We start from the raw sequence: 13779 nt of genomic DNA, 5'->3' as shown, positions 1-13779 counted from the left end.
TCTGAAGCTGCTGCTTTTGGTAAAGTACAGTTAACACAGCCCAGATGATATTAATAATATGTTCTTTAAAAAATACACATTACCCAAAAAGCAGCATCCCTGATTCCCAGAATGCTGCTCTCCTCTATTCATTTATTTCTTTCACCACGCGGGCTGGCACGCCTGCAGCGATCGTTCTGGCTGGTACATCCTTTGTTACTCGCTCCATCACCAATCGTGACGCCTGGCAAAACAGTTACGTTCGCGCCAAGCCAAACCCTCTTGCCGATATGAACCGCTGCTGGCAGCAGCTCCCCTCTTTTGGCTGGATCTTGCTCATGGTTCAAAGTCGCGATCATAGTGTGGTGGCCAATCAAAGCCCCGTCGCCAATATAGACTCCGCCCTGGTCCTGGATGGTGTAGCCAGTATTAATGAACACGTTCTTGCCAACATGGATATTTTTCCACAATCAGTATAAAATGGCGGAACCAGTGCCAGACTCCGGTTGACCTCGCTGCCCGTCAGTTTGGCAAACAAGTCCTGCACCTCTTCTGGCGTATGATAAGCATTATTCAGCTCCATCGTCACCTTCAAGGCTTCTTGCGTCAAGTAAGAGCTGTATTCCAGTTCTTCTGAAGGATCAACAATCCTTTTCCCGCTGTTTGTATGTGCTTAAAAATCTTCCAGCTTCATTCGGCTACCCGCTTAATTCAAGTACTTGTCAAAGAAGGCTTCCATCTTGGCAAAAGTAATGATGTTCTTTTGGTCGTAAAGGTCAGTGTGGCTTGCCCCCGGGATCAAAAGCAGTTCCTTGTTGTCGGTGTACTTGCTGACTTTAATCATGTCGGCGTAGGCATCCTTTGACATATAGCAGGAGTGGGCCTAGTCGCCGTGGATCATCAAGACCGCGTTTCTGATTTCATTAGTGTAAGCAAACAGGCGCGTGTTCAGCAAGGATGTAGCAGCCGTTACGTTCCAGCCGCTGTTCGAGTTAAGGCTGCGCTTGTGGTAGCCGCGCGGGGTCTTGTAATATGCGTAGTAGTCCTTAACAAATTGCGGCGCGTCTTCTGGCAGCGGATCAACTACCCCGCCGGCCTTGGCATAGCTGTCAGCCTTAAAGTCAGCCGTTCTCTGCTTATTCAAGGCAACTCGCATCTTGTGGCGGGTTTCTTCATTGTCATTTGCGTCAAAGTAACCATTGCCCGTCACTCTGGACATGTCATACATGGTAGAAGTTACGGTTGACTTGATTCTAGTATCGATCGCGGCCGTCTGCAGGGCTATCCCGCCCCAGCCGCAGATGCCGTTGATCCCGATTCTTTCCGGGTCCACATTGTGTTGACCGAGATGGACGGGGTTTACTTTTTGGCAGGTTCTAGAGGCAAGGACTTGCTTCAAACGGATGCCTTTGGGGCGGTGAAGTTGATCCAGGCGGCTGAATTGGCTGGCGTTAAGCGCTACATCCAGCTGAGCTCAATTTTCGCGGCCGACCCGGACAAGTGGCAGGGCAAGGCAGAATTTGCCAGCTTGACTGACTACTATATCGCCAAGTACTTTGCTGACGAATGGCTGATCAGTAACAGCATGCTGGACTACACGATCCTGGCCCCAGCTACTTTGGAAGAATAGTAGGCTGGGACTGGCAAGGTTAACTTTAAGCCTGAAAAGTTTGCCGCCAACCCGATTCCCGACGTTGCCGCGGTTTCGGCCCAAATTCTTGACAAGGAAAACACCTACGGCAAGATAATCAATATGACTGGCGGTCAAACGCCGGTCAGTGAAGCTATTGCAGAAGTTTAAGACGAAATACCCCCCCTGGCACTTGCCAGGGGGGATTTTTGTTATTGGTCAGACAGCTTGGCCGGTTCTCGCTTTTTCCACCACTCTTCCAGTTTCCTTTCGCTGATGAGTTAGCCGGAGTCAGTATTATTTTTATCGCTAAGCTCTAAAATTTTCAACTTCTTCCGCAAGGCTTCTTCAGCGTAATCATTTTGTTAGCGGCGGGGATGCATCAATCTTCTTCCTCAGTTCGGTCAACTGATCAAAGTCTGCCATCTTCTCACCTCCGCCGTGCTTTTTCAGCTATTTCTAGCACAATCGTTCTTTCCAGGGTTGACATTAGTCCATATAGAGACTAACATTAATAAAAATTGTCCACAAGGAGACTTTTTATGGATTTAGAACGAAACCAACGCATTTGTGAAGCCGCAGCCCTGGTCAGCGTCCGAGCCAATCATGCTTATAGCCAGTACGATAAGCTGGTGGGATTGACCCAGTACGAGAGCATCATTCTCTATGAGCTTTTCACCCATCCCCGCCTTTCGCAAAAAGAGTTGGTCTACCGCAGCGGCATACCCAAGCAGTCCATCAGCAAGGGGATCCATATTTTACGTGAGCAAGGCTATCTGGAAGTCATCCCCGATGACCAGGACAAGCGCGTGAAATACTGTGCTTTGACCAAGGAAGGCAAGGCTTATGCCCAGAAAAAAGAAGCGCCGCTGCTGGCCCTCGAAATGCGCGTCATCGACAAGCTTGGACCAGACCGGGCCGAGCTGGCTTGCCAGATCCTAAATGAGTGGACCGACCTGCTATCCGCAGAAATAGCCAACTTAAAGGAGGAAAAACAGAAACAATGAAACTGCTATTGCCCTACTTCAAGCGATATAAGAAAGACGTCTTTGCCGCCTTGGTCATGATCGTCTTTTCAGCCTTCGCTACTTTATACCAGCCCCGCCTGCTCCAGCAGGTGCAAAACGAGCTGATGGCCGACCAGCAGCAGGCCGTCATCCGGGACACCGCCCTCTTGATTGGCCTGGGTCTGCTCTCGATTCTTACCGGGGTCTTGAACGTCTACTTTGCCTCCCGGATCACCCAGGGCGTCGTCAGCGACCTGCGCGAAGACACCTATGCCAAGATCCAGACCTTTTCTTTGGCCAACGTGCAGCAATTTTCATCTGAGTCGCTCAGCGTCCGCCTGATCAACGACATGCAGCAGATCATGAACATGATTATGACCATCTTCATGCAGCTGATCCGCATGCCTTTGATCCTGGTCGGCTCAATCGTGCTGGCGGTGGTCACGATTCCCCGCTACTGGTGGGCGATTGTCGTTCTCCTGGCCTTGATGCTGGCGCTTGGCACGGTTGCCATCCGCCAGATGACCGCCATGTTTGACCAGTTCCAGATGTACATGGACAAGCTCTCTGGCCGGGCGGGGGAATTTTTGCAGGGGGTCCGGGTAGTCAAATCCTTTAACCAGGGTCCGCAGGAAATCGCCAAGTTCAACCAGGATTCTGACGAATTGAATGAAGTCAACATCAAGGTGGGCTACTGGTTCTCCACTATCATGCCCGGCGCCCAGCTGATTTCCTACCTGGTCATCAGCCTGGTGGTCTACCTGATCGGGACCAGCATCCTGCAGCACCCATCAGACGTGGCGGTCATCAGTCCTTATGTCAACTATGTCTTGACCATGCTTTTTGCCATCTTGATCGTCGGCATGGCAGTCATGCAGATTTCCCGCGGGAACGTCTCCCTGCGGCGGATTCAGGAGGTCATGGACACCCAGCCAGACGTCGTCTTTAATGAAAAAGCTCCAGAAGACGTGCTGGGCGGCTCAATTGAATTTGACGACGTCTCCTTCACTTACCCAGACGGCACCAAGCCGGTCCTGAAGCATATCTCCTTCAAGGTCCAGCCGGGACAGATGGTCGGCATCGTTGGGGCCACTGGCTCGGGCAAGACGACTCTGGCCCAGCTGCTGGCCCGGCTGTACGATCCGACCACGGGAACGGTCAAGATTGGCGGCAGCGACCTGCGCCAGGTCAATGAGACCGCCCTGCGCAAGACGGTTTCCTATGTCTTGCAGAAGGCAATCCTGTTCTCAGGCACGATTGCCGACAACCTGCGCCAAGGCAAGCAGGATGCCACGCCATATGAACTGGAGCGTGCCGCCCAAATTGCCCAAGCCAATGAATTCATCCAGCGCTATGATGAGACTTTTGACCATGAAGTCGAAGAGCGCAGCGCTAACTTCTCCGGCGGGCAGAAGCAGCGCCTGTCAATTGCCCGCGGGATCATCGCCGGCAGTCCGATCCTGATTCTGGATGACTCAACTTCCGCCCTAGATGCTGAAAGCGAAAAGCTGGTCCAGCAGGCGCTTGAGAAGCAGCTGCCGGAAACGACCACGGTCATGATTGCTGAAAAAATCGTCTCCGTCATGCATGCCGACAAGATCCTGGTCTTGGATGAAGGCCGCCTGGCAGCTGAAGGCACGCATGAAGAGCTGCTCAAGACTTCGCCGATCTACCAGGAAATCTACCAGACCCAAAAAGCCAAGGAAAGGAAGGAGGAAATTTAATGTCCAACACCCAGAAGTCCCTTGCCTATCTTAAGAAATACCTGCGCGCTTATCAGAAGCCGATCGTGATTTCCGTAATAATCTACCTGCTGGCCACTGCCGCCCAGGTAGCCGCGCCAACCCTGCTGGGGATGGCGGTCACGGACTTGTCGGCTTTTGTCAAGGAAAGCGCCCAAGGCCATGCCACCCTCACCCGCTTCTACCAAGCCTTGACCTGGATGGCAGCCTTCTATGCCTTGAATTCCATCGCAACCTACATTGCCTGGATGATGATGACGCGCTTTAACGCCAATGCCAACAATGACATGCGCAAGGGCCTGTTTGGCAAATTGCAGCGGATGACCATCCGTTACTTTGATACCCACCAGGACGGGCAGATCCTTTCCTTGTTCAACAGTGACCTGGACAACATCTTCAACGCTTTGAACAACGCCTTTTTTGAAATAATTTCCCAGTCCATGCTGTTTATCGGGACGATCATCGTGATGTTCGCCATCAACTGGAAACTGGCCATCAGCGTGGTAATCACCACCCCTTTGATCCTGCTCTTGAGCTTTATCATCATGAAAAAAGCCCGGGTCTACCTGGACCGCCAGCAAGACCGGGTGGGCGAGCTCAATGCCTACATCAACGAGCAGCTCAACGGGGAAAACATTATCATCACCCAAGGCCTGCGCGAGCAGTCTGTAGCCGGCTTTAAGAAAGAAAACGCCAAGGTGCGGGAAGCCATGTTCAAGGGGCAGTTCTACTCTGGCATCCTGAACCCGCTGGTTTCCGGCTTCTCGCTGTTAAACTTCGCAATCGTGATCGCCACTGGCGCTTACATGATTATGACCAAGCAGGTCAGCCAGGCGGCCGGCCTGGGCTTGATCGTGACTTTCACCGAATACTCCTGGACCTACTTCCAGCCGCTGACCCAGGTTACTTCGATCTACTCCATGCTGCAGCTGGCCTTAACCGGGGCCCGGCGCCTGGAAACGGTTGAAGCGCAGGCTGAAGAGGATACGGTTCCAGATGGAAAGACCATTTCTGGAGTGAATGAAGCCGTTCGCCTGGAGGACGTTCATTTTGGCTACACTCCTGACAAGGAAATCCTGCACGGGGTATCAATTGAGGTGCCTAAGGGTCAGTCAGTTGCCGTTGTTGGCCCGACCGGGTCCGGTAAGACCACAATCATGAATTTGATCAACCGCTTCTATGACGTAAACAGCGGAGCAGTTACTTTTGACGGCACTGATGTCCGCGACCTTAAGCTGGAAAATCTCAGAAGCAATGTCGGGATTGTCTTGCAAGACTCAGTCCTCTTCTCTGGCACGGTAGCTGACAACATCCGCTACGGCAAGCCGGATGCTTCTATGGATGAAGTTATAGCCGCGGCTAAGGAAGCCCAGCTGCACGACTTTGTCATGACCCTGCCCAAGCAGTACGACACGCCGATTGAGAATGGCCAGGCCAACTTCTCTACCGGGCAAAAGCAGCTTTTGTCAATCGCCAGAACTATTCTGGTCGACCCGGCCTTCCTGATCCTGGACGAAGCAACTAGCAATGTCGACACGGTTACGGAAGAAAAGATCCAAAAGGCCATGGACAATGTGATTGCTGGCCGGACCAGTTTCGTGATTGCCCACCGTTTAAAGACGATTTTGAACTCAGACAAGATTGTCGTATTAAAGGACGGCCAGGTTATTGAAGAAGGACCGCACGTCGACTTGATCAAGAAGCACGGCTTCTACTACAAGCTCTACACCAGCCAGATGGCTTTTGAATAAAAGAAACATGCAAAAAGGACACCTGTCACGAATAGTGATGGGTGTCCTTTTCTTATTACTCGCCTTATTCAGTCTTGCCGCTATAATCAGCAATCCCGCCAATGTTTTTAACCTTGCTGTAGCCTGCCTGCTTAAGCCAGGCAACTGCTTGACCGCTCCGGTTGCCGCTTCGGCAATAGACAAAGAGCGGGGTATCAAGATCCGTGATCTCGCCTTGGGCAGATTCAATCTTGCTCAAAGGGATGTTGATACTGGCCGGGATGTGCCCTGCCGCGTACTCATCCTTTTCTCTGACGTCGATCAGTTTAGCCTGCGGCGTTTTCTGGTATTCTTCAACGCCAGCGTTAATGTCGTTTGCTTGAAGTTGGTCCATTCTTTTCTCCTAGTTTGCTTCTTCACCACTGTTGTTTGAAACCCACTTCCAGGTGATATCCCAGTCAGATGATATTGACCTCTTACAACTTCTTTTCCAAAAGGACCAGCGGGACATCCTTGAGCCCGTTGAATTCACAAGGAACGATTCCGATTTCCTTGTAGCCCAACTTCTTGTACATCGCCCGGGCGTTCTTATTATGGGCATTGGTGTCCATCCGCAAATAACTGGCAGCAGACTTCCGCGCGTAGTCTTCATAAAACGCAACAAAAGCCTTCCCGTAGCCGCGGTGAGCTGCGTATGGATCAACCACCAAAGTATGCAGCACCATGACTTCATCGTCTTTAGCCGCATACTCCCAGTTCCCCTGCGCGTAAGCAGCAACCTGCTTATCGTTAATAATAGCAGTAGCAACGACCTTGCCCTGGTCGTCTTCCAGGACGAAAAGGTCGCCTCTTTCCAGTGCATCTTGCGCGGTATTTCTGGTCGGGTAAATCGCTCTGTCCCAGCCGATTTCTACTTTTCCTGCTTCCTCGAAGTCGTGAATATGGCTGTAAATTTCAGCCACAGCATCAAGGTCCTTGTCTTGCGCTTTTCTGATCAAAAAATCACCTTTTCTTCTCATTCTGCCATGCGTTTCATCAGCAAGCTGTCAACAAAGTCGCTGCCAGCATCGCTGACAGTGCTTCTTAACCATGCAAATTTCAGCTTGGAGCTATCGAATTTGGCCAGCTCCCGGTCAATCTCCAGCCAGACTTCCTGGTTGGCTACTGGTTTTCCGTTAGCCGTCTTCCAGTCCCGCTTTTTCCAGCTCTTCATCCAGGCCGGGCCATCTTTTGTGTCGCTGACGGACTTGATCACGTACTGGGAGTTCAAGACAAACAGCAAAGGCTGCTGGGTCAGACCCAACTGTTCCAGCTTCTTCAAGCTTTCCAGAAAAGCTGTCATTTCCATTTCGTTATTGGTCGCACCCAAACGGCCGGCACTGTTAGCAAGCCGCTTGCCATCATGCTCGATCATGTAGGCCCAGGCAGCCTTATCGCTATCTTGGACATGGCTGCCCTTGCGGGCGCCGGTGCTCCGGCAGGCACCCCCGGTATAAATAACGGCAGAATAATCTTTCTTATCGTATTCTGGCTCCTGCTTAACTGCATTTTGCGGATCAGCTGGATCAAGCTTTAAGTAGTTCAAGGCATCCGACTCACGGCTAAAGGACTTGTATTCAGCTCCCGGGAAGCCGTTTACCTGCTTTTCAGCTTCCGGCCAACTGTAATAGATTCCTGGCTGACGGCCTTTTCTGACAGCATAAGTTTTTTTAGCTTTTTCTGCTTCCTTCACTTCAGCATCAGCAACTTCCAGCTCTTGATCATTCTTGATCTCTGTCTTGTAACGCCTTAGGCCAGGCAAGCGGATGGAGAAAAGATTGATGATGCTTACCAGGTCATCCACCAGTTCTTGGCTGGGGCTGGTCGTGGGGTTATTGATGACCACGATTTCACTTCCGTGGCGCTTGCAGAAATTGGCAAACCAGTCAAAAGCCAAGCGTACAAAGCGGTCTTTGTGGGTCACGTAGATCTTGTTGACCTCGCCGTCTTCAACTTTCTGTAAGAGCTGGTTCCATTCCGGACGGTTAAAATTCAGACCGCTGCCAATGTCTGACATACTTTCGCCCACAGTAATGCCGTTGGCGTTACAGTAGTCCAGCAAAAAATTCTCCTGCTTGGCCAAATCATCGCTTGCCCAAGCAACCGACACGCGGGTATAGATCACGTTTATTCTGCCGTCGTTGCTGGATGCGCCAAGATACTCGTTAAGCTGCTCTTGGGTGTAGTAACGCCGATTTGTGGCACTTCTTTCAGCCTTAAGTTTGCCCTCCCGGTCCCACCTTTGCAGGGTAGCAACAGAGACGTCAAGGATTTCAGCAGCTTCGCCTACTTTGTATTTCTTCACGATAAAAGGCCCCCTCACATTGTTTGCTACTAGTATAACATGACTTGCATACTTGCTGTTAGCAGTTACACACAATAATGGATATGAATGGCTGCCACTGATTGCAATTAACTTCTAGGCCGCGACTTTTTCAAGGTGCAAAGAAAAAAGCATCCCTCTTCGCAGAATGATCCGCGCGAGAGGGATGCTGTCGATGAAAAACGAGAATTGTTACATCTCGTCCATCTGTTCATTAACAAGGGCATCAGCCAGGTTGTTGCCATCGCTATCAGCATGGCCGTCGACGTGCTGCAAAGTCAAATCGGAGAACTTAGCAATTTCCTTGTCAATTTCCTTCCACAAATCCTGGTTGGCAACTGATTTCCCATTAGAATTTCTCCAGCCCCGTTTTTTCCATCCTTTGATCCAAGCAGTCCCATTGGCAGAGTCACTGAGGGCCTTGCGAACATAGTCTGAATCTAAGGAAAGCAGCAGCTTCTTCTGGCTAAGTCCCATGTCTTCAAGAGCCTTCAAGCTTTCAAGAACAGCCGTCATTTCCATCTGGTTGTTAGTAGCTCCGACTTTGCCGCCAGTAGTGGTCATGGCATGTCCATCATGCAAGATCACGTAAGCCCATGCTGCCTTGTCAGTTGGCAAAACGTGTTCACCTGCATTGTTGCCGTTGTTGCGGCAGCCACCGTCGGTAAAAATCCAGGCATCGTATTCGGATTCAAGTTGTTCTGCTTCCAGCTTTTCGATGATGCTCATTTTTTCTTGTTCTGTCATAGTTATGACTCCTTTACTTGTTAAATTATTAATTTTTTTATTTTCATGTCTTTGAAGCATTTCTGCTTCATCTGACAAGTTAATTGTAGTACATTGCTTACATTTCTGCAATACTTACTTACGTTTTTGTAATACATTTTTTGGACATAAAGAAGCCGCCCTTTTAGAGCGCAAAAAAACGTGCCAAACAAGTTCTGCTTGTTTAGCACGTTTTTAGATATATTTGCTTCTGCCAAAGAGATAGCCTTCTGCAGCTAAAGACATTAAACTCCACTCCGATTAGCAATAGATTGTTATGCTTTTTATCATAGCATCGATCCCGCCAAAGTAATAGCAACTATTTCAGCCAGCTTTCCCGCTTTAGTACGTTTTCGACTTCTGGCAATTTATAGCCAAGCAGAGTATCGCCCTCTGGGTCAGTTTTGACATAGGTGAAGCCAAGTTTTTCCTGAACTCTCTTTGATTTCTCATTTCCCTCATAGTAGCAGCACCAGACTGCCTTGCAGCTTAGGTCGGCAAAAGCATGGTCAATTAGGCAAGTTGCTGCTTCTGGGGCATAGCCGCGCCCCCAATATTCTTTGCCAATCCAATAGCCAAGCTCTGGTTCATCGTCTTTTTCTGAGCAGGCATCCTCACCAAATCTCAAGCCCGCGCAACCGATCAAAAGATTGTCGTCTTTCCGCAAAACCGCGTAAGTTTCCGGGGCTTGCAAATTCTCTTGAATCACCTGCAGGCTCTCTTCAACAGATTTATGGGCGGGCCAGCCAGCGGCAGGACCGACGGCTGGATCCTTAGCTAATTCGTAGAGGCGGGCGGCATCACTGTCTTCCCAGGGTCGCAAGCGCAATCTATCAGTAGTTAGTTCCATTTTTTCCTCCTGGATTTTTAAATTATCTATGGCGCTTGATTAGCTGACTTGCGTTTGATTGCTAGAGCTCGCAGAAAGCTTGCAAATTGCTGCCTAAATGATGTTAAAGTGATGTGTTTTGCCATCAAGCTGTTGGCCGGCTATTTAATCATAGAAATAAAAAAGAGCGCCTATTAAGCGCTCCAACCGGTTCGGTACAAGTAATCAGCTGGTACCATTTTTTGCACATCAGATGTGACCTCCGGTTCATAATTCTGGTATCTACATTGTACTATTCAATTGTGCTACAATCAAGAGGCACATCGAGACCATCAATCTCAAAACTAGGATGTGTGAACGGGGGTGTTTCCCCTATGAACCTTTGGTTCATAATTTTGGTAGTGGTACCTCCGAAGTACCTGAAAAAACTACTTAAGCACTTGTTTAGGTAGCAACCTGGCCTCCGCTCTTGCGGGGGCTTTTATTTTGCCTCACTTGCGCACACATAAAAGTCCTCGTACCTGCGATAGTGCAGATACGAGGACTTGTTTTACCCCAATTCCGTAAAGAACTCTGTTACAATTCTATCCAATTGCTCCTTAATAAACGAGAACTCCTGTCCCAGGTCTAGCGTCTTCACGCTAATCTGGTTTCCACTCATCTGATAGTCTTCATCGGGGACAATCTCCTCGTCAGTCATGGCATATAAAAGCATCCCTGCCACCGTATCGTTCCTTCGTATTGCCGCCAGATTCTTAACATAGGCAAAAATCTGATAAAGGTTAGCCGAGTGTATTGTCTTCGTGTCAAAATTGCTCTGCAAGCTATGAGCATAATACTTAGCGTCAATTATCATTTTCCTGCCACCATATGACAAAAGTACATCTGACTTCATCACCGGCAATAAATTCTTATTGTCATCGTCCAACTGCCATGGAATCATGGCAGCCTTCGCAGTAAAGCCACGGTACTTTTGGGCGTACTCTTGCACGTAATACTCCAGAACGAACTTCTCGTACAGGTGCGACATCCGCTGGTCATCAGCAAAGTCAGTTAACCGCATTGTTCCCTGCTCTGCAGACATGATTTTACCTTCAGTCAGCAGCTCACAAATTCCTAGTAGCAGCCGGTAACTCTGATTGTAGCGGTGAAAGTGAAACTTCTGCCAGGACACTTTAGACAAATCAACCATATCAATCTCACCAAAGAAGACCAACTCTTTCTTGAGCAGATCACGGTATTTCTTGTCAACCTTCTTTGACCGCGCCAACTGTACGGCAGTCGATTTCAGAATTTCGTTCGGGATAGCTGACTTTATTCACGGTCTTGTCCTGCGGCTTGTCAGCCAATCCTAATAGCAGGTCATGCAGTGAGTTCGAATCAATATCCGCATCTTACTCCAAGAGCCCCTCATCATCTTCCCAATCAAAAAAGTCGTCATCATCTTCGTCGTAAAATGTCTCATCAAAGTCATCACCGGTATCGTAGCCTTTGACTTCTACATAAGAGCGACCACCAAGACCCCAGCAAGGCTGCTCGTAAACAGCTTGCTTCATCAGCATGGACATTTCTTTAAATTCACGTTGGCTGAGCTTGAGCTTATAGTACTCAAAAGCAAACTGCAGCTCATTCTCGGCATCATATAAGACACCAGTGCCTGATTGATAGATGTAAGTTACCAAATCAATTATCTCGTTTACGGCCGTATCACCCGGTATAATTCGACTGGCAACTTTATCCAACTTTTTTCCGTCAAGCTTCAGCTCTGAGAGAGCCTGCCGGAAATTTTTTTCATCTTCATTTTCTTCATGCGTTGCGTAATCGAGGAGATTTTCAGGAGTCAGATAGAGTCGACCGCACTCTTGGCAAATTTCCAGGTAAAGATTCCAAATTTGCTGGATGTTTATTTCTGTCCAGGTAACTTTCTTGTTAACCAACAAGGGGCTAGTCAGCGGATTGTCAACTTGCTTGGAATATTTGTCAAAAACTGCAGGATTATAAACAAGATAATGAGTTCCTGATTGACCGCCCGTAAGCTCGCCAAAGCTGATAAACTGTTCAGAAGTGATTTCTGGGTAGGCAGCATTGTGCTCTTTGATCTTTTGAAATAAATCGTACAGGTCATCCAGTGAAATGATCCCGTAGACATTAACCGCACCGATATAGAACTGAAGAAGAAAATCAATCAGCTCAGCTGAGAAACCAGCTTGCTTAAGTTTTGTTAATACTGAATTTTGCATCATCTGCTCTTTTCTTTTAAAAAACGTTATCTCATCTATTGCTATTTTACTTAAACTTCCCACACCAAAAAGAACTATGAAGCCTTGAAAACTCAATAGTTTAGCCAGTGAATATTCAATTAAGCAGCTAGTGATGGCGACAATGCCTCCTGCATGTACTTCGGGAGGCGGGAAATGAAAGCATTGGCAAATCTTTCTATCTGCTCTTCGGTCGGTTGGAAGATCTCTTTTACGCTCTCGAACATGGCTTCCACCAGGATCTAGAGAGAGTGATGAAAAGTGATGTCCGCAAGCTCGCCTATTGTCCTGTCATCTCGTTTGGAAACTGACATGAACATATAGCGCAGAAAGACAAAAGCCGTATGAGCTGTCGGTGCATCATATGAGAGGCCATGGTATTCAGTGCCTAGCTTCAAGAAGCTCTTGCAGGTCTGATGAGGATTGGAGAACCAGCTGTCAAACATGACGTACTTGGCAGTAAGTACGGCTTTTAGTACTTGATCAAGCAACTGAATCACCACATCGGTTCCTTTGGATTGGGCCATGATCCGTCTCTTAGCAGCGCTTGTTCGCTTGTCTACCTTCTTGGTCGTACCAATGACGTTTTCCTCTTTCTTTGAAGACAGGAGCGATGAAACGATTGAGACAAAGGAGGAGCCATCCGTCCAACCCATGGTCATCATTCGAAACCCTTTCTTGTAGGTCATCGAGACATGATCGAACACTTTGGCGACTAGTTCAATCTTCTTGTATCCAGTTCTGGAATAAAGTGAGTCATCAAAGACAAAACAGTCAGCCCGCTGATCGGAAGTCAATTCTCTCAAGTGTCCCATTGATGATCTTTTCAGCCAGTAGAATAGTAAAGTGGAGCCAGTTGATATGTGGGTCTTGCATGAATCGGTAATAGGTGTTCTTGGAGAAACCAGCGTTGAACTTTCCAGACTTCTGTTGCATGTACAAGCTTCTGTCTCGGAACACGTTACTGAAGATGTAAGAAAAGATCTGCTATAGGGGGACTCCTATGGACTTTCGAAGCCCACATCTGCGGAGAAGGCCCATAATCTTGTAGTCCTTAAAGAATTTTTCAACAGAATTCGTAATTGGGCGTTCATTTTCAGTATCGAATGATGGTAAACTAGACATAGCACAAGCCTTTCGTTTGATATTGATGATGTTGTGGTTGACTAAATTATATCAAGCGAACAAAGGCCTTGTGCTTTTTTATTGGCTAAACTATTGAATTTTCAAGGTACAAGCCCACTTTTGCAAGTGGGAAGTTTAAGTATATAACTTAAACTTCCCACACCAAAAAGAACTATGAAGCCTTGAAAACTCAATAGTTTAACCAGTAAATATTCAATTATGCTGCTAGTGATGGCGATATAGCCTCTTGCATGTACTTCGGGAGGCGGGAAATGAAAGCTTTGGTGAACCTTTCCATCTGCTCTTCTGTCAGTTGGAAGATCTCTTTCACGCTCTCGAACATGGCTTCCAC

Annotated in this window: 10 protein-coding genes and 5 pseudogenes; 4 read left to right on the top strand and 11 right to left on the bottom strand. The window is 48.3% G+C overall.

The genetic code is table 11. From position 1 onward, the window contains the following. Nucleotides 1–142 precede the first annotated feature (142 nt). Nucleotides 143–269: pseudogene (locus FYJ62_RS11045) on the bottom strand (DapH/DapD/GlmU-related protein); the annotation flags it as partial. Between the two features lie 416 nt (nt 270–685). Next, nucleotides 686–1321: pseudogene (locus FYJ62_RS02170) on the bottom strand (alpha/beta hydrolase); the annotation flags it as partial. 6 nt (nt 1322–1327) lie between these two features. Between FYJ62_RS02170 and FYJ62_RS10715 the strand changes: the two are divergent. The 4 genes from FYJ62_RS10715 (at nt 1328) to FYJ62_RS02150 (ending at nt 6109) form a co-directional block, all read left to right on the top strand. Then, the gene (locus tag FYJ62_RS10715) at nt 1328–1609 is read left to right on the top strand and encodes an NAD(P)H-binding protein (RefSeq protein ID WP_407657285.1); all 282 of its coding nucleotides are present in this window, start codon (nt 1328–1330) and stop codon (nt 1607–1609) included. A 542-nt stretch (nt 1610–2151) separates the two neighbouring features. Beyond that, a complete protein-coding gene (locus FYJ62_RS02160; RefSeq protein WP_154547295.1) occupies nt 2152–2616 on the top strand; it encodes a MarR family winged helix-turn-helix transcriptional regulator in 465 nt (154 codons plus the stop codon). Next, nucleotides 2613–4340, top strand: coding sequence for an ABC transporter ATP-binding protein (locus FYJ62_RS02155; protein ID WP_154547293.1), 1728 nt, complete (start codon nt 2613–2615; stop codon nt 4338–4340). The genes FYJ62_RS02160 and FYJ62_RS02155 overlap by 4 nt, the downstream gene beginning before the upstream one ends. Next, nucleotides 4340–6109: an ABC transporter ATP-binding protein gene (locus tag FYJ62_RS02150; RefSeq protein WP_154547291.1), complete on the top strand. Its 1770-nt coding sequence runs from the start codon at nt 4340–4342 to the stop codon at nt 6107–6109. The genes FYJ62_RS02155 and FYJ62_RS02150 overlap by 1 nt, the downstream gene beginning before the upstream one ends. Nucleotides 6110–6173: 64 nt before the next feature. Here FYJ62_RS02150 and FYJ62_RS02145 read toward each other — a convergent pair whose 3' ends face one another. The 9 genes and pseudogenes from FYJ62_RS02145 to FYJ62_RS11105 form a co-directional block, all read right to left on the bottom strand. Then, the gene (locus FYJ62_RS02145) at nt 6174–6482 is read right to left on the bottom strand and encodes a rhodanese-like domain-containing protein (RefSeq protein WP_154547289.1); all 309 of its coding nucleotides are present in this window, start codon (nt 6480–6482) and stop codon (nt 6174–6176) included. A gap of 82 nt (nt 6483–6564) precedes the next feature. Then, the gene (locus FYJ62_RS02140; protein WP_229771804.1) at nt 6565–7086 is read right to left on the bottom strand and encodes a GNAT family N-acetyltransferase; all 522 of its coding nucleotides are present in this window, start codon (nt 7084–7086) and stop codon (nt 6565–6567) included. Nucleotides 7087–7103: 17 nt separating this feature from the next. Further along, a pseudogene (locus FYJ62_RS10580) lies at nt 7104–7784 on the bottom strand (ribonuclease H family protein); the annotation flags it as partial. 6 nt (nt 7785–7790) lie between these two features. After that, nucleotides 7791–8432 (bottom strand): annotated as a pseudogene (locus FYJ62_RS10575) (IS607 family transposase); the annotation flags it as partial. A gap of 210 nt (nt 8433–8642) precedes the next feature. After that, a complete protein-coding gene (locus FYJ62_RS02130) occupies nt 8643–9197 on the bottom strand; it encodes a ribonuclease H family protein (RefSeq protein ID WP_229771803.1) in 555 nt (184 codons plus the stop codon). 337 nt (nt 9198–9534) lie between these two features. Next, complete coding sequence (locus FYJ62_RS02125) at nt 9535–10065, bottom strand: GNAT family N-acetyltransferase (protein ID WP_154547283.1); 531 nt, start codon at nt 10063–10065, stop codon at nt 9535–9537. A gap of 529 nt (nt 10066–10594) precedes the next feature. After that, nucleotides 10595–11335, bottom strand: a complete 741-nt coding sequence (locus FYJ62_RS02120) for a 5-methylcytosine restriction system specificity protein McrC (protein WP_268233445.1) — start codon at nt 11333–11335, stop codon at nt 10595–10597. A 103-nt stretch (nt 11336–11438) separates the two neighbouring features. Beyond that, nucleotides 11439–12380, bottom strand: a complete 942-nt coding sequence (locus tag FYJ62_RS02115; RefSeq protein ID WP_154547281.1) for a hypothetical protein — start codon at nt 12378–12380, stop codon at nt 11439–11441. A 23-nt stretch (nt 12381–12403) separates the two neighbouring features. Continuing rightward, nucleotides 12404–13427, bottom strand: a pseudogene (locus FYJ62_RS11105) (IS4 family transposase). Nucleotides 13428–13779 lie beyond the last annotated feature (352 nt).

This window comes from Lactobacillus porci (assembly GCF_009695985.1).
GTDB lineage: Bacteria > Bacillota > Bacilli > Lactobacillales > Lactobacillaceae > Lactobacillus > Lactobacillus absianus.
The sequence above is the reverse complement of the archived record's forward strand: the minus strand, read 5'-3'. Positions and strand labels throughout refer to the sequence as shown.